The 24,486-nt window shown below is 43.7% G+C and carries 15 protein-coding genes; 10 read left to right on the plus strand and 5 right to left on the minus strand.

Annotated elements, in window-relative coordinates; genetic code table 11:
• Positions 1-121: 121 nt before the first annotated feature.
• Positions 122-1,009: a putative PEP-binding protein gene (locus AB4133_RS18980; RefSeq protein ID WP_017059697.1), complete on the plus strand. Its 888-nt coding sequence runs from the start codon at positions 122-124 to the stop codon at positions 1,007-1,009.
• A 159-nt stretch (positions 1,010-1,168) separates the two neighbouring features.
• Entirely contained in the window at positions 1,169-1,654 is a 486-nt protein-coding gene (locus tag AB4133_RS18985) for a PaaI family thioesterase (RefSeq protein WP_017059696.1), read from the plus strand.
• Positions 1,655-1,762: 108 nt separating this feature from the next.
• On the opposite strand, the gene AB4133_RS18990 is transcribed toward AB4133_RS18985, so the two are convergent.
• Positions 1,763-3,118, minus strand: coding sequence for a hypothetical protein (locus tag AB4133_RS18990; RefSeq protein ID WP_017063834.1), 1,356 nt, complete (start codon positions 3,116-3,118; stop codon positions 1,763-1,765).
• 28 nt (positions 3,119-3,146) lie between these two features.
• On the opposite strand from AB4133_RS18990, the gene AB4133_RS18995 reads away from it, so the two are divergent.
• Complete coding sequence (locus AB4133_RS18995; protein ID WP_017059694.1) at positions 3,147-4,055, plus strand: S1 RNA-binding domain-containing protein; 909 nt, start codon at positions 3,147-3,149, stop codon at positions 4,053-4,055.
• Between the two features lie 299 nt (positions 4,056-4,354).
• Here the strand turns inward: AB4133_RS18995 and rsmF are convergent, their stop codons facing one another.
• The 4 genes from rsmF to AB4133_RS19015 all read right to left on the minus strand — a co-directional run bounded on the left by rsmF (position 4,355) and on the right by AB4133_RS19015 (position 11,704).
• Positions 4,355-5,776 (minus strand): 16S rRNA (cytosine(1407)-C(5))-methyltransferase RsmF, encoded by a 1,422-nt coding sequence (gene rsmF, locus AB4133_RS19000; protein WP_017063836.1) that lies wholly within the window; start codon positions 5,774-5,776, stop codon positions 4,355-4,357.
• A 149-nt stretch (positions 5,777-5,925) separates the two neighbouring features.
• Complete coding sequence (locus AB4133_RS19005; protein WP_372225362.1) at positions 5,926-8,583, minus strand: MlaD family protein; 2,658 nt, start codon at positions 8,581-8,583, stop codon at positions 5,926-5,928.
• A complete protein-coding gene (locus tag AB4133_RS19010; RefSeq protein WP_102321147.1) occupies positions 8,570-9,853 on the minus strand; it encodes a paraquat-inducible protein A in 1,284 nt (427 codons plus the stop codon). Before AB4133_RS19010 ends, AB4133_RS19005 begins: the two co-directional genes overlap by 14 nt.
• 54 nt (positions 9,854-9,907) lie before the next feature.
• On the minus strand, positions 9,908-11,704 hold the full coding sequence (locus AB4133_RS19015) for an ABC transporter ATP-binding protein (protein ID WP_017059690.1): 1,797 nt from the start codon (positions 11,702-11,704) through the stop codon (positions 9,908-9,910).
• A gap of 89 nt (positions 11,705-11,793) precedes the next feature.
• Here AB4133_RS19015 and AB4133_RS19020 point away from each other — a divergent pair, with 89 nt between their 5' ends.
• The 7 genes from AB4133_RS19020 to AB4133_RS19050 all read left to right on the plus strand — a co-directional run bounded on the left by AB4133_RS19020 (position 11,794) and on the right by AB4133_RS19050 (position 24,357).
• A complete protein-coding gene (locus AB4133_RS19020) occupies positions 11,794-12,285 on the plus strand; it encodes a GAF domain-containing protein (protein ID WP_372225364.1) in 492 nt (163 codons plus the stop codon).
• Between the two features lie 97 nt (positions 12,286-12,382).
• Positions 12,383-13,006 (plus strand): RNA chaperone ProQ, encoded by a 624-nt coding sequence (gene proQ / locus AB4133_RS19025; RefSeq protein ID WP_017059688.1) that lies wholly within the window; start codon positions 12,383-12,385, stop codon positions 13,004-13,006.
• A gap of 17 nt (positions 13,007-13,023) precedes the next feature.
• Positions 13,024-15,018: a carboxy terminal-processing peptidase gene (gene prc / locus AB4133_RS19030; RefSeq protein WP_372225366.1), complete on the plus strand. Its 1,995-nt coding sequence runs from the start codon at positions 13,024-13,026 to the stop codon at positions 15,016-15,018.
• Positions 15,019-15,340: 322 nt separating this feature from the next.
• Positions 15,341-16,024 carry a hypothetical protein gene (locus AB4133_RS19035; protein WP_017068918.1) on the plus strand — a complete coding sequence of 228 codons (684 nt, stop codon included), beginning with the start codon at positions 15,341-15,343 and terminating at the stop codon, positions 16,022-16,024.
• A gap of 218 nt (positions 16,025-16,242) precedes the next feature.
• Complete coding sequence (pepN, locus tag AB4133_RS19040) at positions 16,243-18,849, plus strand: aminopeptidase N (RefSeq protein ID WP_372225369.1); 2,607 nt, start codon at positions 16,243-16,245, stop codon at positions 18,847-18,849.
• A gap of 219 nt (positions 18,850-19,068) precedes the next feature.
• Entirely contained in the window at positions 19,069-19,287 is a 219-nt protein-coding gene (locus AB4133_RS19045; protein ID WP_004733645.1) for a DUF2835 domain-containing protein, read from the plus strand.
• Between the two features lie 228 nt (positions 19,288-19,515).
• Positions 19,516-24,357, plus strand: coding sequence for an NAD-glutamate dehydrogenase (locus AB4133_RS19050; protein ID WP_372122134.1), 4,842 nt, complete (start codon positions 19,516-19,518; stop codon positions 24,355-24,357).
• Positions 24,358-24,486 lie beyond the last annotated feature (129 nt).

Below are 24,486 nucleotides of genomic sequence, written 5' to 3' on the forward strand. Positions count from 1 at the left end.
GTTATTGCTAATATTCTTATTTTTATCAGCAGGCCAGCGTCAAATAAGGGATTTTCACTTGTATTAACAGGCAGCTATCGGTATTTTCGTTTGAACACAACATAAAAATGCTGGAGCAGCAATGACTCAAGAAAATCAAAGCACTTTGCACCCAGAACTCGTCTTAGGTGATGTGCTGCCTTCTTACAACGATAATAATAATTCTAACCACTTATACGTTTCATTATCAGAATTAGTGATGGATCGTGTCTTCTACCACCCAAGTATCGAGAGTCACTTAGATACTTTGACTGATATTGAAAAAACGTCTTTAGAAGCGATCCTTGGCGATAAAACAGTCGATGAGCATTTTGTTTCGACCTTAGTGATTGCCATTCAAGCTGCCGTTCAGCCAAATCACACTTCTGTTCGTATCGCATTAAGCAGTGCAGACAGCTATGGATTCCGTTCGCTGCTTGGCGGGAACTGTGAAGCAGAAGAGATTAACCCTGCACTAGGTGTTCGTGGCGTTGCTCGTTACGCGACACCAGAATACAGCAAGGCTTTCGCTTTAGAATGTCAGGTTATTAAGGCATTACGTGAGCAGGGCATCAACGTTGAAGTAGTTGTGCCTTACGTTCGTGCGTTAAGCGATGCCGCTAAGATTATTGACCTGCTTGCCGAGCAAGGGCTACCACGCGGCCTTAACGGTTTGAAAGTACTGTTCTCGTGCGATGTGCCGTCTGCAGTGCTACTGAGCGAACGTTTACTGCATTACTTCGATGGTGTAGTGGTAAACGTTGATAGCTTAGCGTCTTTCACTTTAGGCGTAGACAAACACAATGAAGCTCAGCAACACGCTTTTGATCCACAAAATGAGGCGGTCATTACTTTGTTGGATATGATTGTTAAAGCAACCCTGAACGCGAAGAAGCCAGTGCTGCTAGTAACTCAAGGCTTAGTGGATTACCCACGTCTACAAGGTTACATAGCTGATCTTGAAGGCGTAGAAACGGTCGTGACTGCGTAAATCGATTAGCTTGCCTGATAAGCCGACTTAAGGCGCTAATGCTTTGAGAATGAAAGAGATATCATTGTGCGATGATATCTCTTTTTTGTAACATTTTTTTGACATTCTTATCGCTAGTCGATTAACTGGTCTGATGACTAACTTGGCTAGGTAATTCGAATGTTGACCCCTCTACAAAAAGCAAATTTCTACTTAAGCATGTTTGGCTTTTTCAAAGTCCCACTTATCTGGTTGTGCCGACCAAAACTACTCGCGTTGGACAACCAACATGTTGAAGTGAAAATCCCGCTTAGAAGGCGTACTAAGAATCACCTTAACAGTATGTACTTTGGCGTTTTGGCTGTAGGTGCGGATGTCGCGGGTGGGTTTCTTGCGATGAGCAAATCTCAGCAGCAAGGTGAAAAGATCTCGTTGGCTTTTAAAGAGGTGACGGGTAACTTTTTGAAGCGCCCTGAAGGTGATGTGCATTTCACTTGTAACGACGGTGAGCTGATCAACACTATGCTGGCAGAAACCATGTCGACCGGAGAACGGGTCAATCAACCCGTAACCATTATCGCGACTTGCCCATCTTTACATGGTGACGAGCCGATGGCGGAGTTCACGCTTACGCTTTCAATTAAGAAAGTCCCTTCAAGAAAATAGCGATTAAATAATAGATTTTGGTTTAGAAGTCATGGGTAACGTTGAAGAGATAAAACAACGGTATGTGAATGGTTTCCACATACCGTTATAGAGAACTTTATAACGGCTCTATGACTCTTGAGTGATCTGCTCAATATCAACTATTTTTGAACGGTTCATAACGATCTTCCAACGGTAGTAGGTTGGTTCGTTATCATGGTTGTTCTCTTTAATGATCAGGTTGAGAAGATGACGCTTTTCTACTGATTCGCGGCTCACTTGTCCTTCATTCAAGCGGTAGATCTTGTTTGAGCCTTTATCCATCAACCGTGTCAGCGCTCTTAGGCTGATCGATAACGTTTCACGAGTCTCCTCATAACCACTCATAAAGGTCGATGTCGACATCTCAGTATGAGAGCGGTAATGCAAGATTTGCTCTTCACGTTGTACCACACGCTTTTTACGGATCGACTGAATGCGATCTGCAAGCTTAGAAAAATTTGCGTAGTCCAACCATTCCAGTTTATGGCCTACTGACTTGTTGGTCGTTGGATCATAGTAACGACGCTTCCATTTTGGCTTGCCTTTACGCAGCCAGCGCCAAAGGATGTCTCTCAAGTCATCTTTAAAGATCTCACGCAGTGCGTAAATGAAAGACATTGCCACGATGAAAGAGGCGGTAATCTCACCAAGAAAGTCACGAGCCAAGATCACAGTAGTGGTCACGACAACCATCACCAAACCGGTCGCGATGCCTTTCACGGCACGCTTAACGTTCTTACCCATCGACGTTGTCTTTTCTTTAAGCACGATAGGGTGTTCAATCAAACGACGCAGCAAACGCATCTTGTTACTCAAGCGGGTAACGTCCTCTCGAACTCTTGCTGAGTTGTAGCGGTTCAGTTTACGGTGCGCGGTCTCTTTATCACAAAGCGTTAAGAGTCGTTCTTTAATCGTTGAATACTCACTACCTCGTGGCATGTGTGAAACTAGCGATAGGAACTTTTGCTCGGTATACCAAGATAGGTAGTTATCGATATTAGCGTAGTAGCGCTTGAGATTTTCTTCGTAAGGGATGCTTCGGCGTAGCTTCTTCAAGATATCTAAAGCCAATTCAATGACTTCATCTACTTCATCAGCCGTTACGTCGTCACTATCAGTTTTATTTAAGCTGCTGACTGCTTTATCTAACGCGATAACATATTGGTAGGCAAACAGACTCAAACTGACACGATACTGTGTTGTAGATAAGCGTCCACGTTTTGCCAAGCGACTGTGTACCAAAGGTAAAAGTGTTTTGTCACTATAGTAGGCACGTTTTTGAGTGATTGAGCTGTAGAAAAAGGCACTTTCAGAAAGCACTTCAGGAGTCAGTCCAAGTTCACCGGGAATGAATAGATAAACGTCCATGTCGAGCTTTTTGGTCTTAGCCATGGCATGGTTAATTTTAAGTGTTATCGCATCTTGTTTATCAACGGTGATCAACGATGTCTCCTAGAATGTAAAAATATGAATGAAACTAGCGAAAGCATATCAGAGATCACGTATAATCTCCGCCAAATTTAAAGTAGAGACAACCTTGATGATTAATATTGGTCAAATAAACAACTTAGAAGTAGTAAAACAAGCAGACTTCGGTGTATTCCTTGACGCGAGCGACTATGGAACCGTGTTGCTGCCGAAACGATTTACTCCTGAAGGTGTTGAAATTGGTCAAAAGCTAGATGTTTTCTTATACATAGATTCTGACAACCAGATCGCTGCAACGACTGAAAAACCAATAGCTCAAGTAGGCCAGTTTGGTTTGATGACGGTTGAAGGTGTTAACAGCACTGGTGCATTCATGAGCTGGGGCGTGAAAGGTAAAGACCTTCTTGTTCCTTTCAGCGAGCAGCGTGGCCGTTTAAACGAAGGTCAGTCAATCTTAGTATATGTGTATATCGATAAAGCATCGAGCCGTATCGTTGGTACAACGAAGTTCAACAAATGGTTAGACAACACGCCTGCGACTTATAAGCAAAATGAGCAAGTCGATCTCATTATCGCTGAGCGCAGCCAGTTAGGTTACAAAGCGATCGTGAACGGTGAACACTGGGGTATGATTTTCCCATCTGACATCATCGGTAAGCTGTTCATTGGTAAAACACTAAAAGGCTACATTAAAAACGTTCGTGAAGAAGACGGTAAGATTGATTTGTCTCTTCAGAAGGTTGGTGTGGCTAAGATGGATGACTTAAGCACTAAGGTTCTTGACCTGCTTGAGAAGAAAGGCGGTTACCTGCCTTTGAATGATAAGTCTTCTCCTGAAGTTATTTTCTCTGCATTCAGAACCAGCAAAGGTACGTTCAAGAAGACAATTGGTGGTCTATACAAATCTGGCAAGATCACTATCGACAAAGAAGGTATCAGCTTAGTTAAGTAAGCGGTCCTTTCGGTTAAAAAAAAGCCCAAACCTTCCTGTTTGGGCTTAGGGGAAAGGGCTCCGAAGAGCCTACGCTAATCGTTTTAATCTTTTGACTGTTAGATTGAAGTCTAGTTTAGATTCTCTAAAGTGCGATTTTTCTTTTTGGAAATAGTGACTTGAATTGATATTTATATAATTAGCTGTTGATTTACAAGCGCTCGCACACTGACTTATATGGCCGATAGAATAGAAAAAGCCCAAACAATTAACGTTGTTTGGGCTTTTTGTTTATTAAGGTGTACTCAGTGCGAACGCTTTTAGAAAAGGTTCTTATCGCGCACGAGTTCGCGTGGTAAACCGTTCTTCACTCGGTTGCCAACCCACTTACCAAGGCCGATGATTGCACCATTGTACTTCACTAGTACTTCACCTTTTCCTGACAAGTTTTCAGGGCGAACATCGCGGCCCATGAACCATTCACGAGCATCTTCAATACTAAGCTCTACAACATTAGCTTCATTACCTGTTGCGAGCGTTGTCGCTACTTGGTGCTGCCAGCGGTAACCTTTTTTATGGGTTTCAGCGATCTTGATTCCCATGCGAGAAAAACGGAACTCACCGATCATCGGCTCTAGCGCTTCTGGGAATAGCCAAACGTCTTTGTCGCGAATCCAAACCTGAGTATCGCTTGGCAATTCGATATCGAGAGTACTCATTAGTTGTTCAGCGACTTCTTGCTGAGTTTTCTTTGATGCTTTTTCAAATGGGAATTTACCCATACGTTTTTTAACTTCTGGTGGAGTAACAGACGCTAGTTTACGGATACGTGCAACAAAGAAACCTTCAGAGTCATAGACCTGTGGGAAGATGTGAAGAAAGCCTTCTTCTGTCGTGGTTGCTTTTGCGTTGTCGAATAGTGATTCCAGAGATTCGAATTCAACCGCATCACCAAAGGTTTCTTTTAGGTGATGACACACTTGTTGGTTCTCTTCGGTGCTAAGCGTACACGTTGAGTAAACCAAAACACCATTAGGTTTAAGAGCATGGAATGCACTTTCAATCAGATCTTTTTGCGTGTCGGCAATGTCGACCACTGATTGATACGTCCAGTTCTTCATCGCATCGGCATCTTTACGAATGGTGCCTTCGCCAGAGCAGGGTGCGTCTAGCAACACAGCATCAAACTGTTCTGGTAACCAACCACCAAAAACTCGACCGTCAAAGTTACTTAGAGCGGCATTACGAACGCCACAACGTTCGATGTTAGCGTGAAGGACTTTCACACGGCTTGCTGCATACTCATTGGCAACCAATACACCGCGATTATTCATTAGCGCAGCGATTTGTGTTGTTTTAGAGCCGGGTGCAGCCGCAGTGTCTAGCACCGCTTGGTAATCAGCTTCGCCTTGGAAAAGTGCCGAGGGTGGCATCATCGAGCTGGCTTCTTGGATGTAGAAAAGACCAGACATGTGTTCTGCCGTATTACCTAGTGGCGCTTCACTTTCGTCCGCTGTAATCCAAAAGCCCGTTTCACACCAAGGTACAGGTTCCAGTTCCCAGCCTTTCTCTTTTGCTCGTACTAGGAAGTCTTCAACACTGATTTTCAATGTGTTGATTCGAATACTTTTACGAAGTGGTTTTTGGCATGACGCAACAAAAGAAGCCATATCTAGATGACTAGGCATGATTGCTTCGATGTGCGTTAGGAATTCTTCAGGAATATATACGTTAGCGTGCAAAAGAGTATCTCGATTTATTGCATTAATGCGGGGAGTTTAAAGCAAAATGAGGCCGTCCTAAACCATATTTGCAGCAAACAACAAAAATGCAGCCTAATGGCTGCATTTTGATGAAGAATTAATCTTCCAGAAACGTCAGAGAGTTCACTCTATGGACGAGGAATTGCGGTTCTCCATGATTTCCACTCATCTTCGGCTTGAGGATAGAGGTAGAAAGACTGATCTTCGCTTGCTACTGGTTGAAGTTCATTTGTCGGTGGCGTTGAGAATGTAATACCACCTCTTAACAAGCTGTCTACCGTTCCGGCTTTGATGTTTGCGCCTGACAGGCCGATAGAGACATCGACGCCCGACACGTTCCAGAACACGGTGTTTGCGCGGATTAGATACGCGTAGTCAGGTTCTATTTGAATCGTAGATATGATGCGATCAGCAAACTCGCCCAGCTGAACATCTATAACACTGCCAATTTCTAGTTCACGGAATAGGATAGGTGTACCTTCAGATACTGAGCCGCGCGTTTCGCTTTGCAGTTGGAATATCTTGCCTTCAGGCTGCACAGGTCCTTTGCTAAGCTCAAATTTCGTGTTTCTTTCACCTTTGCCCGGGTCTACGTTGATGTGTTTAGAGAGCAGCGCAGAGACGTTTTTGATGCCATTAAGGCCAATCTCAGGTTCTGCCAACCAGAAGTGACTGTTCGTCACGGCAATCTTGTCGACGTACTCAGGTAAAATACGCGCAGTAATTTCAATGCCGCCTTTGTTGAAGTTAGGAATCACCAAAGTAACCTCACCAACAGTGACACCTTGGTATTTGATCGCCATACCCTTGCTGACTTCTTGATCGCCAGAAGAGGTAATCGTAATCGCGCGGCCAAATTTTCGAGCGGATTTAGAATCTTTGTACAGCTTCCACACATCGCCAAGCTTATTGTCTATACCGGGAAGCGAATCAAAAGCAATGCCACCTTGAATTAGCGTTTTAACGGGTGCTGCTTTAATACTAATACCCGATAGCGAAGCATCAATCTCAACGCCTGAGCGGTTCCAGAAAACGGTATGTTTATTGAGTAAGTGCGTGTAACGATTTTCGATCGTGACTTTGATTCTTACACCACCATCTGCAAGCTGAAAATCCGAAATACTACCCACTTGTAGGTTACGGTAGAGCAGTGGGCTGCCTTTAGAAATTGAAGGTAACTCACTAGCAAATAACGAAAGCGTCTTTGATCCTGACTGATTAAACTTAGCGATTTCTGCTAACGATTTGCTTTGGAAAAGTTGGTAGTCAGTTCGAGCTTCAGGTTTACCTTCACTCACAAAGCTGATCGAGCCAGTAAGAAGCTGCTTTGCCGGTGGAACCGTAACACTTAGACCTGATTCGGTCAGCTCTGCGGTCGCACTGCCTGTCACAAAGAAACGGTTGTGGCTTTTGATTAGGTGCGCATATTCGTTATCGATAAGCGCATCCATAAACACTTCGTGCTTGTCAGAGCCCGTACCAACACCATCAACTAATCCCACATGGATGATAGAGCCAACGGCAATGCCTTTGTAGAGAAGTTGTGTACCGACATCTAACCCGAACGAATTGTTCGACGTTAAGCGAATCGCAACGGATTTCTCTTGTTCCTGACTGAATTCATTTTTGCGGATTGCAGTAAATCGACGCGCCTTTTCACCTTCACCCGGTACCAAGGTTAAAAAGTTACCTGTCACTAAATTGGCAATGTTTTTCATGCCAGTAAGCGACAGTTCAGCCTCTTCTAGAACGAATTTACTGCCGCTGTTTAAAAAGTCACTGAATGCCGGTTGGATAGCGGCAGATGCAACGACGTTTTCACGCCCTTCACTTAGCGATAAATCAGTGATTTGACCGATTTCAATGCCGCGATACATGATCGGAGCGCCCGTTGCACTGATCTTGTTATCATCGGGAACAGCGATCTTGATAGAGATACCACGACCTGCTGTTTTCAAATCTGGGTAAAGTTTGAATTTGGTGTTCATCTCGACAGGCTGACCTTCTCCCGGAGAGTCGACCGCAATTGAACCGCCAAGTAGCGCACTGAGGCTTTCTAAGCGCACGTCAACACCTGAAAATCCAATACTGGCACCTAAGCCACTTACATTCCAAAAACGGCTTTGATCGGTAATGATATGGCTGTATTCATCTTTAATTGACGCTTGAATGGTTACGGATTTAGCGTTGTCGTTTAGCTGGTAGTTGTAAACCTCACCAATGGGGATTTTACGATAAACGATTTGAGAGCCAACAGACACACCACCTAGATCTTTGGTCGTCAATGAGATGTTTAGACCTTCAGAAGCCAGCAAATCAGAAGGGGACGACTCTAAAGCCTGAAAAACGGTTTCTGGCTCTTCTTTAGTTTCGCTAGGATGTATAGCGATATAGTTACCTGAAACAAGTGCATCTAACCCAGAGATACCAGACAAACTAGCGGTTGGCTTTACGAGCCAAAAACGTGTGCCTTTTGATAGTAGTTTCTTCGCTTCTGGGTAGATGTCAGCATCGACATAGATGCTCGATAGATCTTTGGATAAGGTGATGTCGCGCACCATACCCACCTCTAAGCCTTGGTAACGAATCGTTGTTCGACCTGCGACTAAACCTGCGGCATCTGAAAAGTATATCTGCACACGTTGGCCTGCATCGTGGATCGATTTCATGACCAACCAACCGGCTAATGCGACGGTTAATATCGGCAGAATCCACAAAGGTGAGATGCCTTTGTTTTTCCTTACTTCTGGTGAATATGACGTTTGTGATTGGTTATCGTTGTTCATTCACTGACTCATCTTTAGAGGTGTAGTTATCCCAAATTAGCCTAGGATCTAAGCTTTCCGCTGCTAGCATCGTGAGAACAACTACGACGCCAAAAGCGACTGCACCATAACCTGGTGTAAAGTTTAAAATTTGCCCGCGGTCGACCAAGGTCATCATGATCGAAATAACGAACAGATCCATTACCGACCATTTCCCCACCCATTTCACGATGAAATAGATGGTCATACGTTGCCTGTGGTAAACGGCGCGCTTCATCTTGATACAGATTAAGATGTACGCGAGGCCCAGTATTTTCGCGACTGGCACGACGATACTGGCAATGAAAATGATCGCAGCGATGCCATACATATCGCTATTAATCAGCGAAGCGACACCGGAAATGATGGTGTCTTCTAGCCTTTGACCGTTGGTAATAAGAATAGAAATAGGAATGACATTGGCTGGCACGATAGCCACGGATGCGGCAAATAGCAGAGCCCAAGTTTTCTGTATAGAGTAGGGCTTGCGGTGGTATAAGTCATGGTGACAACGCACACAAGTATGACCGTCAGGCTGAGATAGGTGACAGTTGTGACAGTGTACGTTCTTACTCTCAGCAAAAGAGTATTCGGATTCTTTTGCCCAAGCTTCCCAGTAGCGACGTACACTGATACGGCTTACTAGTAATACGCTGAAAAGCTGCAGAAGAATCAGGCCAATCAAACCAGGGCCGACGAAAATGTCAGAGTAATCTTGCAGTTTGAAACATGAGACCGCCAAACTTACCAGAAACACATCCAACATCATCCAATGTTTGAGAGTCTGAATAATGGCTAATGCATAACGAAAGGGTGTGAAGATCTTAAGACGCAGTGATGCATGAGTGATGAGTACCGAGGTGCACACGAGCAACGGAGCGATCGAACTGCAGAACAGGATCAGCAAACCAAGTAGAGGAAAGCCTTCGCCCATTAAGGTAAAAACACCCGATGGTAACGTCGCGGGTATCATGACGCCAATCAGGCGAATACTGATGAATTCAAAAAAGTGCGATGGGATAAACAGCAATAAGCAGGTAATTGCGATTGCTAGGTTTCCAGAGAGGCTAGGGGTACCGCCTCTATAAAGCTGAGTTCCGCATCTTGGGCAGTAAGCTGATTTCCCTAAAGGGATGTCCATTTTATCTACGGGAAGTTCGCAGCCCTGGCAAAGACGCACTGAGCTGCTGTCGCATTGGTGTTTTGTTGATAAAGGGTTGGTTACGGATGGGGAGGTCACGCGACCTCCCAAGTTGAAACGTAAGTTAGGTTAGCAACCCGACTTAAAGACTCAGAGCCACAAACATCAGGCGTGCGATTGCACACTGCCGTAGAGTGTTTGATAGAGTCCTTGTTGTTCAACCAATTCACCATGTGTTCCCGTCTGTGTGACTTGTCCATCTTCTAAAACATAGATTAGATCGGCTTGTTTCACCGCTGATAATCGATGAGCCACTATCAAAGTTGTGCGATCTTTCAAAAACTCGCTCAACGCTTTATGCAGTGCTGACTCTGTTGCTGTATCGAGTGCAGATGTCGCTTCATCAAGAATAACAAACTTAGGATTGCTCAGCACCATACGAGCTATTGCTAAGCGTTGTCGTTGACCACCAGACAGTCGAACGCCATTCCTACCAATTTGTGTATCTAAGCCATTGCTCAGTTGCTTGATGACATCTTGCATTTGAGCGACTTCAAGCGCACGCCACAACGACATTTCGTCGTATTCAGCACCAAGGGTCAGATTATGCCTTAATGTATCGTTAAAGAGTATAGGTTGTTGTAAAACAACGGCAATTTGATTGCGTATTACATCAAAGCTGATGTCATCGGTTGTTTCACCGTTATAGCGAATGCAACCTGAGTCTGCTTGGTAAACCCCAATCAGCAACTGGATTAACGTAGATTTACCCCCTCCACTCGCACCGACCAAAGCGACTTTTTTACCTGCAGGGATGTGCAGCGATAGCCTATTTAAAACAGTGTTTTCTAATGTGTAAGAGAATGTAACGTCTTCGATGTCAACTGTCACTTCTTGATCTTCAGTAAATGGGTTCACTTTACTGATAGGGCGCTTCTCTTCTTCTAACTGAAGAAGATCGTTGATGCGTTGTAGTGCCGCTTTCGCGCTATACCAAGAGAATTGAATCCCTAGTAGCTCTTGGACCGGGCCTAACATGAACCACAAGTAGCCAAATACCGCGAAAATCTGACCAATGGTTAAGTCACTGAATAACACCATTAGCATAGCGACGGCACGGAAAAGCTCGAAACCTAGTAAGAACAGCAGAAACGAAACACGGCCAGCAGCTTCAGATTGCCAAGCGTATTTGTCTGCATCGATTCTTACTTGGTTTGCTTGAACCTTAAGTTCATCGAGAAAGATACGTTCTTTATTCGCCGCACGCAGTTGGTAAATGCCGTCTAAGGTTTCCACCAAACGGTTTTGAAAGCGCTCGAAAGATTGGTTTTCGTATTTCTTAAGGTGTTTGACCCTGCTGCCTAGTTTACGGGAGAAATAAATTACAACAGGATTGACCAATAAAATGAACAATCCTAAACGCCACTCTAACCACAACAGCACGATCGCTGTCCCGAACACGGTCAGGAAGCTGATGATAAATTTAGAAAGAGTCGAGCCAATGAACTTATCTATTGTCTCTATGTCTGTTATTAGGTGGGCGTTAATACCGCCACTGCCTTTGGTTTCGTATTGTCGAATACTGATGCGGCCAAGCTTATCTATCATCTTGCTGCGCATTTGATAGGTAATTGTTTTGGACACAAGCGTAAACTGGCGCCCTTGCAGAATGTTCAGCGCTTGGCTAACGGAGCGCATGATAATCACTAACAACAAAGTTAGTGCTATATAGCCAGTCGGTGTTTGTAATGAAGATGGAAGTAGGTGGTTCATCATCTCTAAGCCTGAAGCGGGCTTATCAAGTAATACTTCATCAACCATTAATGGCATGAGCAACGGGATAGGGACACTAATGAGAGTTGCAAATATGGCAATAATGTTAGCAAACAGTAATTTGGACTTGTGTTTTTTTACTTGAGTTATTAACCAAGAACGGCTAATAGTGTCTTCTGAATTGTTCATTGTAATGAGAATAAGTCCTATTTAGTTTGATGGCCGCATTCTACTGCGTTCTCTTGATAATGGAAGTCTCAATTTAATTGGAAGTTAATATGAAAATAGAACATTACCAACGCTTAACCAAACAAGCCGTTGCATTAATTGAATCAGAAACCGATCTAACTGCTAATCTTGCTAATATCAGTTCATTATTATTCATGGAATTGGATGGCTTGAATTGGGCGGGTTTCTATTTAATGAAGCAGGATTTAGCTAAGGAAAAAGACGAACTTGTACTGGGCCCTTTCCAAGGTCAACCTGCTTGTGTGCGAATTCCGGTCGGGCGTGGTGTGTGTGGAACTGCGGTTGCGACGAATACAGTTCAGCGCATTCATGATGTTCATGAGTTCGAAGGTCACATCGCTTGTGACGCTGCAAGTAACTCAGAAATCGTTATTCCGTTCTCGATTGGCGGAAAAATCGCGGGCGTTCTTGATATTGATAGCCCAAATGTTGGTCGTTTTTCTCAAATTGACGAGGACGGATTGACATTTTTCATGGCAGAAGTGGAAAAGCTGCTTAATTCGCACGCGAACAAGGCATAAATTATTCTCTTACTGTGGTTTTTCCCAAGCATCTCTCTATAATACGTAAAAATATTTTCTTAATGCTCGCGGAAAACCGCAAAAACCAGGAACCCACATGGAAAACACTGAAAAGTTAAAAAACAGCAAAGAAGTTATCGCATATATTGCTGAATGTTTCCCTAAATGCTTTACTCTAGAAGGTGAAGCGAAGCCACTTAAAATTGGTATTTTTCAAGATCTTGCTGAACGTCTAAATGAAGACGAAAAAGTAAGTAAGACTCAGCTTCGTGCAGCGTTAAGACAGTACACATCATCATGGCGTTACCTGCACGGCGTAAAAGCTGGCGCAGAACGTGTTGACCTAGACGGCAACACGTGTGGCACGTTAGAAGAAGAGCACGTTGAGCACGCTAAAGCTACACTTGCAGAAAGCAAAGCGAAAGTTCAGGCTCGTCGTAAAGAACAAGCACAGAAAGCTCGTGAAGAAGGCAAAGCGAAACCTAAGGCGAAGAAAGCTCAACAGCCTCGTCGTCAAGCGCCTAAAGCACCGAAAGTAGAAAAGCCTGTAGAAACACGCGCTTTGAACGCTGACGAATTCATCGCTGGCAAAGAAGTAAATGTGAACATGGGTACAGGAAACATGGCTGCGACCATTGTTGAAATCAATAAGGAAGATGTGCGTGTTCAGTTAGCAAACGGCCTACAAATGGTTGTTAAAGCGGAGCACTTGCGCGCTTAAAGGAGATACTCCTACGCATGAAATGCCGTTCAAAATTGACACTGATTGCTGCTAGCTTTTGTCTAGCAGCTTCAGCTCAGGCTCTTGAAGCCAAATTAGATCAGGACGATTTACCTTTACTCGTTCCTGAGGCCCAACACGAAACTGCTAGTAAACGTGTTACTTCTCGATTTACTCGTTCTCACTATAAACACTTCAATCTCAACGATGATTTCTCTCAAGCTATCTTTAATCGTTATTTAGAGATGCTGGATTATAATCGTAATATCTTCACTCAAGCTGATATTGACTCTTTCTCCTCATCATCTGTTCAAATTGATGATCAGCTGAAAGCGGGTAATAACCAGATTGCTTTCGATGTTTATAATCTTTCTATGCAGAAGCGTTTTGAACGTTTTCAGTATGCGCTGTCTTTGCTAGACACTGAGATTAAGTTTGATACCGATGAAAGTATTGAGCTCAATCGCAATGAAGCGGAATGGCCGAAAGATATCGCCGAAGTGAATGAGCTTTGGAGGAAGCGTGTTAAATACGATGCGTTGAATCTAAAACTTACTGGTAAAGAATGGCCAGAGATTCAAGAAGTTTTGGAAAAGCGTTACAACAATGCGATGAAGCGTATCACGCAATCGCATAATGAAGATGCTTTCCAAATCTACATGAACGCATTTGCGCGTGAAGTTGATCCTCACACCAGCTACCTTTCTCCAAGAAATGCAGAACAATTCCAATCTGAGATGAATCTATCTCTAGAAGGTATTGGCGCTGTACTTCAGATGACAGACGACTACACCGTTATTCGCTCTTTAGTTGCTGGTGGCCCTGCGTCAAACAGCAAACAATTGAGTGATGGAGACCGCATTGTTGGTGTTGGTCAAGATGGCGAAGAAATTGTTGATGTTATCGGGTGGCGTTTAGACGATGTAGTACAACTTATTAAAGGCCCTAAAGGGACCAAAGTTAAGCTACAGATCTTGCCAGACGGTAAAGATGCAAAAAGTCACGTTGTCACAATTGTACGCGATAAGATTCGTTTAGAAGACCGCGCTGTTAAATCAGAAGTTATCGAGAAAGATGGCAAGAAGATTGGTGTACTCGAAGTACCTAGTTTCTATGTTGGTCTTTCTAAAGATACCGATAAACTGATCACCGAGCTTAAAGAGCAAGGTGTTGAAGGTATTATTGTTGATCTGCGAAACAACGGTGGTGGTGCACTGACTGAAGCAACCGAACTCTCTGGTTTATTTATCAAAGAGGGGCCTGTTGTTCAGGTTCGTGATAGCTACGGTCGTGTCAAAGTGAACAGCGATACTGATGGTGAAATCAGTTACCAAGGTCCGTTAACGGTATTGGTGAATCGCTACAGTGCTTCGGCATCTGAGATCTTTGCAGCAGCGATGCAGGATTACGGTCGTGCAATCATCCTAGGTGAAAACTCTTTCGGTAAAGGTACGGTACAACAACATCGTTCTTTGAATCATATCTATGATTTGTTCGATAAAGAGTTGGGCTACGTTCAATACACAATCCAGAAATTCTACCGAATCAATGGTGGCAGTACGCAAAACAAAGGTGTAGTACCTGATATTGCTTACCCAACGCCAATAGACCCGGCAGATACTGGTGAAAGTGTTGAAGACAATGCTCTACCTTGGGACAGCATTGATAAAGTAAACTACTCAGTGTTACAGCGTAACGATGAGCAAATTGCTGCTTTAACAGCTCAACACCAAGCTCGTATTGCGACAGACATGGAATTTGGCTTTATCGCGCAAGATATTGAAAAATATAAGGCAGATAAAGACGATAACGACCTTTCTTTGAATGAAAAGGTACGTCAGCAAGAGAGCGATGATGCGGATGCGCTTCGTCTAGATCGTATCAATCAACGTCAAAAAGCCGCTAAGTTAGAGGCATTTAAAACGTTGGATGATATTCCAAAAGACTACGAAGCCCCGGATGCTTATCTTGATGAATCAGTTGCTATCATGCTGGATATGATCAAGAAATAAACAAAATACCTGTTATAAGGTGATTGTTTAAAGACGTACTATTTGAAAAGCGAGCTTAGGCTCGCTTTTTTTGTACCTGTGTTCTTGCCTCGAATAATGTCATGTTAACGGCATGCTTCCTCGCTTTTTAACTTGCTGCAGAACCACTGTTATTTGATTTTCGGCTGTGAAGTACACTGTAAAAATAACTAAACTTAAGTATTATTTTTCGAGTGATAATGACATTTAAGTTACTTCGCACTTAAAATTTAGTGACTTAGATCATATTTTTTCGCTTTCTATTCATTACGTGCCTAAGCTTAAAGAAAACGAGGGGACGCTTATGAAATGGATTCTACTATTTTTATCTTGTTTAAGTTTTGTGGCTTTTGGGAGCGAGGTCGCTTCGAGTAACCAACAATCAAAAAGTGATAGTAATCTATCTCATTTTGACCTTCCTTTGCTGCTTGGTGATTGGTATTTGATGAATCCTGATCCTGAGCAAGGCACTGAAAACTTTAGAGCGATCAAGCTCACTCTTGATTCAAACTACTCATTCACTATCGATATCCAAAAGAAAGACTACAGTGTCGATCATTGGGAAGGTTTGTATAACGCCAATGAAGACACGATTATTTTGGGTTTGAATACCTCAGAACCTCAGGTTTACGCGTACAGCAGTAATCACAACATGCTGAATCTTAACGGTGTTATGTTCACTAAGGCCTTGCCAAATGCATTGGCGGGAATCTGGTCAAGTGCCCAACTGTCTGGAAGCGATCTACGTGCGAGTAACATTCAAAAAATGGATTTAGTCCTTCAGCCGGACTTTATATTCATGTTCCGAGTATCAGATGAAGAAGGTGGTGAAGTCATTCGTCGCGGGGTGTATTACACAGAAGGCGATCAACTAGTGTTACTTTATGAGAACGGTGAACACGGCACTCGATATACACTGAACAGCGATGTGTTAACGCTGCAAGGTGAAGAGGGAGATATGTTTGCGGTACTCAATCGCATTCGATAATCGTGAGTTTTAGCAGTAACGGCGTACTCGTTGATAATATTGTGCACAGTTCATTTCTTAGGCGTTCCTGTCTGATTTGATTGATAAAATAGCAAAACATGGAGGCATTTTCTTACAATGCCTCCTTTTTTTAATATTCCCCTTGTTTTATTGGCGCTCAACCTTTAGATATATACAGTTAAAAAATAATTACGTATAACGATAAAAAGGAACCCGTCATGGCACATACACCTCAAGCCAAGTATCGTAAAGATTATCAATCACCATCTCACACGATTTCTGAAATCGATCTTACTTTCGATTTGTACGACTCAGCATCCATTGTTACGGCTGTTTCTAGTGTTAAGCAGGAGAAAGACAGCACGACATTAGTACTTGATGGTGAAGGCTTGAAGTTGGTTTCTGTTTTGGTTGAAGGCAACGAATGGACTCAGTACGAGCAGTCTGAAACTCAACTTACGCTGAATGACCTTCCAAAAGAATTTACTCTAACCATCGTTACCGAAGTTAACCCTGAAGGGAACAGTGCACTTGAAGGCTTGTACAAGTCGGGTGGCGCGTTCTGTACTCAATGTGAAGCTGAAGGTTTCCGCCGTATCACTTACTACATGGATCGCCCAGATGTGTTGGCGAAATTCACTACAACGGTAATTGCAGACAAAGCAGAGAACCCATTCTTATTAAGTAATGGTAACCGTGTAGATGAAGGTGAAGGTGAAAACGGTCGTCATTGGGTGAAGTGGCAAGACCCACATCCAAAACCAGCGTACTTGTTTGCTTTAGTAGCGGGTGACTTTGATGTACTTCGTGACGCATACACTACACAATCGGGTCGTAAAGTTGACCTAGAAATCTTTGTTGATAAAGGCAATCTAGACCGTGCGAGCCACGCGATGGTTTCTTTGATTAACTCAATGAAGTGGGACGAAGAACGTTTCAATCTTGAATACGACTTAGACATCTACATGATCGTAGCCGTTGATTTCTTCAACATGGGTGCGATGGAAAACAAAGGCTTGAACGTATTCAATTCGAAGTTCGTTCTAGCAAACGACCAAACTGCAACGGATACAGATTACCTAGGTATTGAAGCAGTAATCGGCCATGAATATTTCCACAACTGGACAGGTAACCGAGTGACGTGTCGCGATTGGTTCCAGTTAAGTCTGAAAGAAGGCTTAACGGTATTCCGTGACCAAGAGTTCTCATCTGATCTTGGCTCTCGCGCAGTAAACCGAATCAACAATGTTCGTATTATTCGCGGGCCACAATTCGCTGAAGACGCAAGTCCGATGTCTCACCCAATTCGTCCAGAAAAAGTGATAGAAATGAATAACTTCTACACATTGACTGTGTACGAAAAGGGCAGTGAAGTGATCCGAATGATCCACACATTGTTGGGTGAAGACGGTTTCCAAAAAGGCATGACGCTTTACTTCGAACGTCACGATGGTACGGCTGCAACATGTGAAGACTTCGTCGCGGCAATGGAAGATGCGTCGGGCATCGACCTATCTCAGTTCCGTTTATGGTACAGCCAATCTGGTACGCCGACGCTGTCTGTTGAAAGTAAGTACGACGCAGAGAAGAAACAGTACACATTAACAACTCGCCAAGTAACAGCGCCAACTCATGAGCAAACGGAAAAGCAGGCTCTGCATATTCCTCTTGATATCGAGCTGTACGCAGCTGCGGGTGAAGTTGTTGAGTTACAATGTAACGGTAAGCCAGTTCATAATGTATTAGATGTGAAAGAAGCAGAGCAAACGTTCGTGTTTGAAAACGTTTCTGAGCAACCGATCCCATCATTACTTCGTGAATTTTCTGCGCCAGTGAAACTGGAGTACAACTATTCAGATGAAGAACTGATCTTCCTAATGGTAAATGCACGCAATGAGTTCTCTCGTTGGGATGCGGGTCAAATGCTATTAGCGAAGTACATCCGCAGTAACGTTGAGAAGGTTCAACAGGGTCAAGCGTTTGAGCTTTCTGATTCTGTTGTTGATGCATTCCGTGGCGTACTGCTGAGTGATTCACTAGAGCCTGCGTTTATTGCAGAAATGCTCTCTCTACCAAGCCACAATGAAGTATCAGGTTGGTATGAGCGTGTTGATATTGATGCGGTCGCATCGGTTCTTAACTCGATGAAAGTTACATTAGCTGCAGAACTTGAAGACGAGTTAGCGGCGGTTTATCACAGCCACGCACTAACAGAATACACGATCGATCACGATTCGATTGGTAAGCGTACTCTACGTAAAGTTTGCTTAAGTTACTTAGCTCATACTGGGCAGGGTAATGACTTGGTTGTTGCGATGTATCAACAAGCGAATAACATGACAGATACGATGGCAGCAATGGGCGCGGCAAACAGTGCACAACTACCATGTCGTGAAACCTTGATGGTGGATTACAGTGACAAGTGGAAACACGATGGTCTTGTTATGGATAAGTGGTTTGCATTGCAAGGTACAAACCCAAGTTCAAACGCACTTGAAGTGATCAAAGCGTCGATGTCGCACCAGGCGTTCAGTTTGAAGAACCCGAACCGTACCCGTAACTTGGTCGGTTCATTCTTAAACATGAACCCGGTTCAATTCCACGACAAGTCTGGTCAAGGCTATGCATTTGCTGGCGAGATCTTACGTGAGCTAAACAGCAGCAACCCACAAGTGGCTTCACGTCTAATTGACCCGCTACTTAAGTTCCGTAAGTACGATGATGAACGTCAAGCTCTTATCAAAAAAGAACTAGAGACGTTAAAGAACATGGACAACCTAGCAAAAGACTTGTTTGAGAAAGTGACGAAAGCACTAGAGGCTTAAGTCAGCGCGCATTCAGGTAACTGTTTGCTAATAAGCGGTTTACTAATAAACTGTTTGCTACAACGAAAGGTCATCAGTGGTAGAGAATATCTGCCACTGATTTTTTGTTTCTGGTTCATCGAATTTTCGATAAGCTAGAGCAGCTTCAAGTTCAGTTTCACCGTCAGACATCTAAAAGTGCCAAAAAACACTGGCACTGTATATTTATACAGGTATCGTATGAATCGCTATATTTTCCAACTTAACATCTCATATCAGCAGTTTTTGGCCAGCTATTCTGGCGCCGCAAGTAAAGTTCAAGTGATAACAACAACAGGTTTACGCTTACAGTTACCTGCAACTCGGTTCAGACCATTTCTTACACAAATAGGGGTTAGAGGGCAGTTTAGGCTGACAACTGACCAAAAAAATAAGTTTATTAAGTTAGAAGCTCTGTAAACCTTGGCATGCCTAGTGAGTTAAAAGGAATCTTAATCACATAATCAAACATTTCAGCTCTTACCACCTCCAAAACAATTAACTATTTTTCAATAATGCTTTTACAATAAATGAATGCATTACCTTTGCTTAACTCGTTAGTAGAAAAGCGCTCAACGGCACGTTTCAAACACCAGATTAAGTGATCCCCCTAATAATAAAATATAATTCTAATTGTGGAGTGTGACTATGACCGCACGTGAAACTGTGGTTCCAGTTTTACTTGAAAAAGTTTACAAGCTGATTCAAGACAAACTTGACCTTGCTCATCGACCTCTCGTAACTCAACTTGCTCAACACTTGTTTAGTAACGTTTCTCACGACGATCTGACTCAGAGAAACGAATCCGATTTATACGGTGCTGTAGTTAGCTTATGGCATCACATCAATGAAAAGAAAGCCGACGAAATCTCTGTACGCGTTTTCAACCCGACGGTAAGTCGTCAAGGTTGGCAGTCTACTCATACTATCGTTGAGATAGTCGTTCCAGACAGCCCATTCCTTGTTGATTCCGTAAAAATGGCACTTACTCGCCTAGACCTTTCTTCTCACCTTATGCTTCATAACCCAACACAAATCTCTCGCTCAGATAAGGGCAGTGTTGTCGGTGTAAGCAATAACGAAGGTGCATTCCAATCGCTTTTCCATATTGAGGTTGACCGTCTTAGCAGTAAAGCTGAAATGACAGCTCTTAAAACGGAGCTACTGGATATCTTTACCGATACTAGCTTAGTTGTGAACGATTGGTTGAAGATGGTAGAACGACTTGAAGAAGTAACCAATCAAGTAGAAAAGCAGAAAGAGAGCATTCCTGTAGATGGCCAACGTTTTGATGAAACGTTGGCGTTTCTTCGTTGGTTAGGTGAACACAACTTTACATTCATGGGTTATAAGGAATATGACCTAGTTTCAGTTAACGGCGACACTGAACTGCAACCGACCAAGGAGCAAGGTCTTGGTTTGTTTGCGAACTCAGATCGTGTACGTAACGTTAAGCTATCTGAGTTTTCTGATTCGGCACGTCTTGAAGCGAAAAAGCCTTATGTGCTTATCGTAACCAAGGGCAACACGGCTTCACGCATTCACCGCCCAGCTTACAACGATTACATTGGTATTAAGAAGTTCGATAAGAACGGTAAGGTCATTGGTGAGCACCGCTTTACTGGTCTTTACACATCTGCCGTTTATAACCAAACCGTTGAAACGATTCCTCTTGTTCGCGAGAAAGTAGAACGTATTTTGGATGCGAGTGGTTACCGTGAAGGTTCATACTCTTACAAAGCGCTGCACAACATTCTTGAAAACTACCCACGTGATGAACTGCTGCAAGCTCGAGAAGAAGAGCTACTAGAAGTCGGTACGGGCGTAGTACAAATGCAAGATCGCGATCTCCTGCGTTTGTTTGTTCGCAAAGACCCGTTTGGTCGTTTCTTTAGCTGCATGGTTTACGTAACAAAAGATCGTTACAACACTGAGCTTCGTCGCCAAACACAGCGCATCTTGAAACAGTACTTTGGTTGTGAAGAAGAGGTTGAATTTACAACGTACTTCTCTGAAAGCCCGCTAGCAAGAACGCACTATATTGTTCGTGTTGATAACAACAACATGGATGTGGACGTGAAAACAATTGAGCAAAATTTAATGGAAGTATCGTCTACGTGGGATGACCGTCTGTCTGAATCTATCATTGCAAACTTCGGTGAAAGCAAAGGTCTTCCATTGTCGAAAGAGTACATGCGTGCATTCCCACGTTCGTACAAAGAAGACATGATGCCAGGTTCTGCTGTTGCCGACATTGAACGTTTAGAAGCGCTAAGTGAAGACAACAAACTGGGTATGCTTTTCTACCGTCCTCAAGAAGAAGCGGCAGATTCAAAAGCCGTTCGTTTGAAGTTGTTCTACCACAGCGATGAGCCAATTCACCTTTCTGATGTTATGCCAATGCTTGAAAACTTTGGCCTACGCGTTATCGGTGAATCTCCATATGAAGTGCGTAAAACCAACGGTGTGACCTATTGGATCCTTGATTTCTCTATGCTGCACAAGAGCGATAAGACCATTGATCTTCGTGAAGCTCGCGATCTTTTCCAACAAGCCTTTGCGGCAATCTGGGCGGGTGAGTTAGACAGCGATGGTTTCAACCGCTTAGTACTTGGCGCTGGTCTTTCTGGCCGTGAAATCTCAATCTTACGTGCTTATGCTCGTTACATGCGTCAAGTTGGTTTCCCATTCAGCCAACAATACATTGAAGACACATTGTCTCATTACCCAGAATTAGCGAAAGGGCTAGTGAGCCTATTCGGCAAGCGTTTTAACCCGAAACTGAAGGGCAGCGTAAAAGGCCAACAAGATCTTATTAAGAAGATCACTGAACAGTTGGATCATGTAGAAAGCTTGGATGATGATCGTATCATTCGTCGCTACATGGAAATGATCACTGCAACGCTTCGTACTAACTACTACCAAGTAGACGAGAATAAGCAGTCTAAACCTTGGTTGGCTCTGAAAATGAGACCAAGCGAGATTCCAGATATCCCTGCGCCGGTTCCTGCGTTTGAGATCTTCGTTTACGCACCAGACATTGAAGGTGTGCATTTACGTGGCGGTAAAGTAGCACGCGGTGGTTTACGTTGGTCAGACCGTCAAGAGGACTTCCGTACTGAGATTCTAGGCCTAGTTAAAGCGCAACAAGTTAAGAACACGGTTATCGTACCGGTTGGTGCTAAAGGTGGTTTCGTTTGTAAGCGTCAACACATGATGTCTGGCCGAGACGAGATCTTTGCTGAAGGTCAACGTTGTTACAAGCGCTTCATCCGTGCATTGCTAGACGTTTCAGACAACATCATTGAAGGTGAGGTTATCCCACCTAAGAGCGTTGTTCGTCACGATGAAGATGACCCATACTTGGTTGTTGCAGCCGATAAAGGCACCGCGACATTCTCAGATCTAGCGAACTCAGTAGCTGAAGAGTACAACTTCTGGCTAGGTGATGCGTTTGCATCGGGTGGCTCTAACGGTTACGACCACAAAGCCATGGGTATCACGGCGAAAGGTGGCTGGGAATCGGTTAAACGTCACTTCCGCGAAATGGGTATTAACTGTCAAAGCACAGACTTCACTGCCATTGGTGTGGGTGATATGGCGGGTGACGTATTTGGTAACGGTATGCTGCTATCTAAGCACATTCGCTTGCAAGCTGCGTTTAACCACATGCACATCTTCATTGACCCGAATCCAGAATCAGCATCAAGCTGGGTAGAGCGTGACCGTCTGTTTAATCTGCCTCGTTCAAGTTGGGAAGATTACAATAAAGACCTGATTTCTCAAGGTGGTGGCATCTTCTCTCGCCGAGCGAAGTCTATCTCTTTGACACCTGAAATTCAGAAAATGCTGGGTACCAAGAAAGCATCGATGGCACCAAACGACTTGATCAAAGCGATCTTGTCTATGAAAGTTGATCTACTTTGGAACGGCGGTATTGGTACTTACGTTAAGTCTTCTAGTGAGACTCATACCGATGTGGGTGACCGTGCAAATGACGTGCTACGTATCGATGGCCGTGACCTGAAAGCTAAGGTTGTTGGTGAAGGCGGTAACTTGGGTATGACTCAATTGGGTCGTATTGAATACGCTCTAACGGGCGGTCGAGTTAATACTGACTTTGTCGATAACGTTGGTGGTGTAGATTGCTCGGATAACGAAGTTAACATTAAGATCTTCTTGAATGGCTTGGTGTCTAATGGTGATCTTACCGTTAAGCAACGTAACCAAGTTCTTGAATCTATGGAAGATGAAGTAGGTGAAATCGTACTAGACGACGCTTACTGCCAAGCTGAGTCTATCTCTGTTACTGAGCATCAAGGTGTAGGCTTAGTGAAAGAGCAAATCCGCTTTATCCACACAATGGAAAAAGCCGGGTACTTAGACCGTGGTTTGGAATACATCCCAGATGACGAAACGCTGCTAGAACGTGAGAAGCAGGGCCAAGCACTAACAAGACCAGAGCTATCAGTATTGATCGCTTACGGTAAAATGGTTCTAAAAGAAGATCTTGTGAGTGATGACATTGCGAATGATGAGTTCCATGCTCAACAACTGATGCAATACTTCCCAACAGAGTTACGCCGTAACTACTCTCAGCACATGGATAACCATCCACTTCGTGCAGAGATCATTGCGACTGCGCTTGCTAACCAAATGGTTAACGAGATGGGCTGTAACTTCGTGACTCGCTTGCAAGAAGAGACGGGCGCGAACATTGTTGATATTGCGAATGCTTACGCGGCATCACGTGAAATCTACGGCCTGGGTAAGGTATTGAAGAGCATCCGTGAACTGGACAACATCTCAAGTTCTGAAGCTCAATACGAATTGCTTTACCATGTACGTCGTACGCTTCGTCGTCTAGCACGCTGGTTGCTAAGAAACCGTACCGGTAAACAGTCAGTGAATGCATTGATTGAGCTTTACCAAGGTGATGTCGTCGCAATTACTGAGAAGCTGGATGAAAACCTAGTGGCTTCAGAAGTAGAAGAGCATCAAGCAATGGCTCAAGTATGGATTGACCAAGGTGTAAACGCTGAGCTGGCTAATTCAGTGGCTCGTTTGTCTAGCCTGTACTCAGCACTGGATATATCTACAGTGGCTCGTGAAACGGGTAAAACAGTACAGCAAGCGTCTAAGCTTTACTTCAACCTAGGCGACCGTTTGTCACTGCACTGGTTCTTGAAGCAAATCAATGGCCAAGCTATAGACAACAACTGGCAAGCACTGGCGCGTGCAGCATTCAGAGAAGATCTGGATTGGCAGCAACGCCAGTTAACTGGTCAAGTACTTAACTGTGGTTGTGCTTCAGATATCGATGTGATTAAAGCGCTTGATGACTGGATGGAAAGTAACTCTGTTTCTCTACATCGTTGGGAAAGCATCCTAAACGAATTCAAAGTAGGTTCTGTTCATGAGTTTGCTAAGTTCTCAGTAGCACTGCGTGAATTGATGCTGTTGAATCTAAACTGCATGTCAAAAGACTAGTTACTAGATAAGACGAAAAAGTATAAGGGCAGGCCAAAAGGTCTGCCTTTTTCGTTTCGGTAAAGTGGAAACAATAGGCCTAACGACTTTTGAAGAACAAACTTCGACGCAAACGTTGTTTGTTGTTAA

It is taken from the genome of Vibrio sp. 10N.286.52.F8, from assembly GCF_041468745.1.
Taxonomy (GTDB): domain Bacteria; phylum Pseudomonadota; class Gammaproteobacteria; order Enterobacterales; family Vibrionaceae; genus Vibrio; species Vibrio crassostreae_C.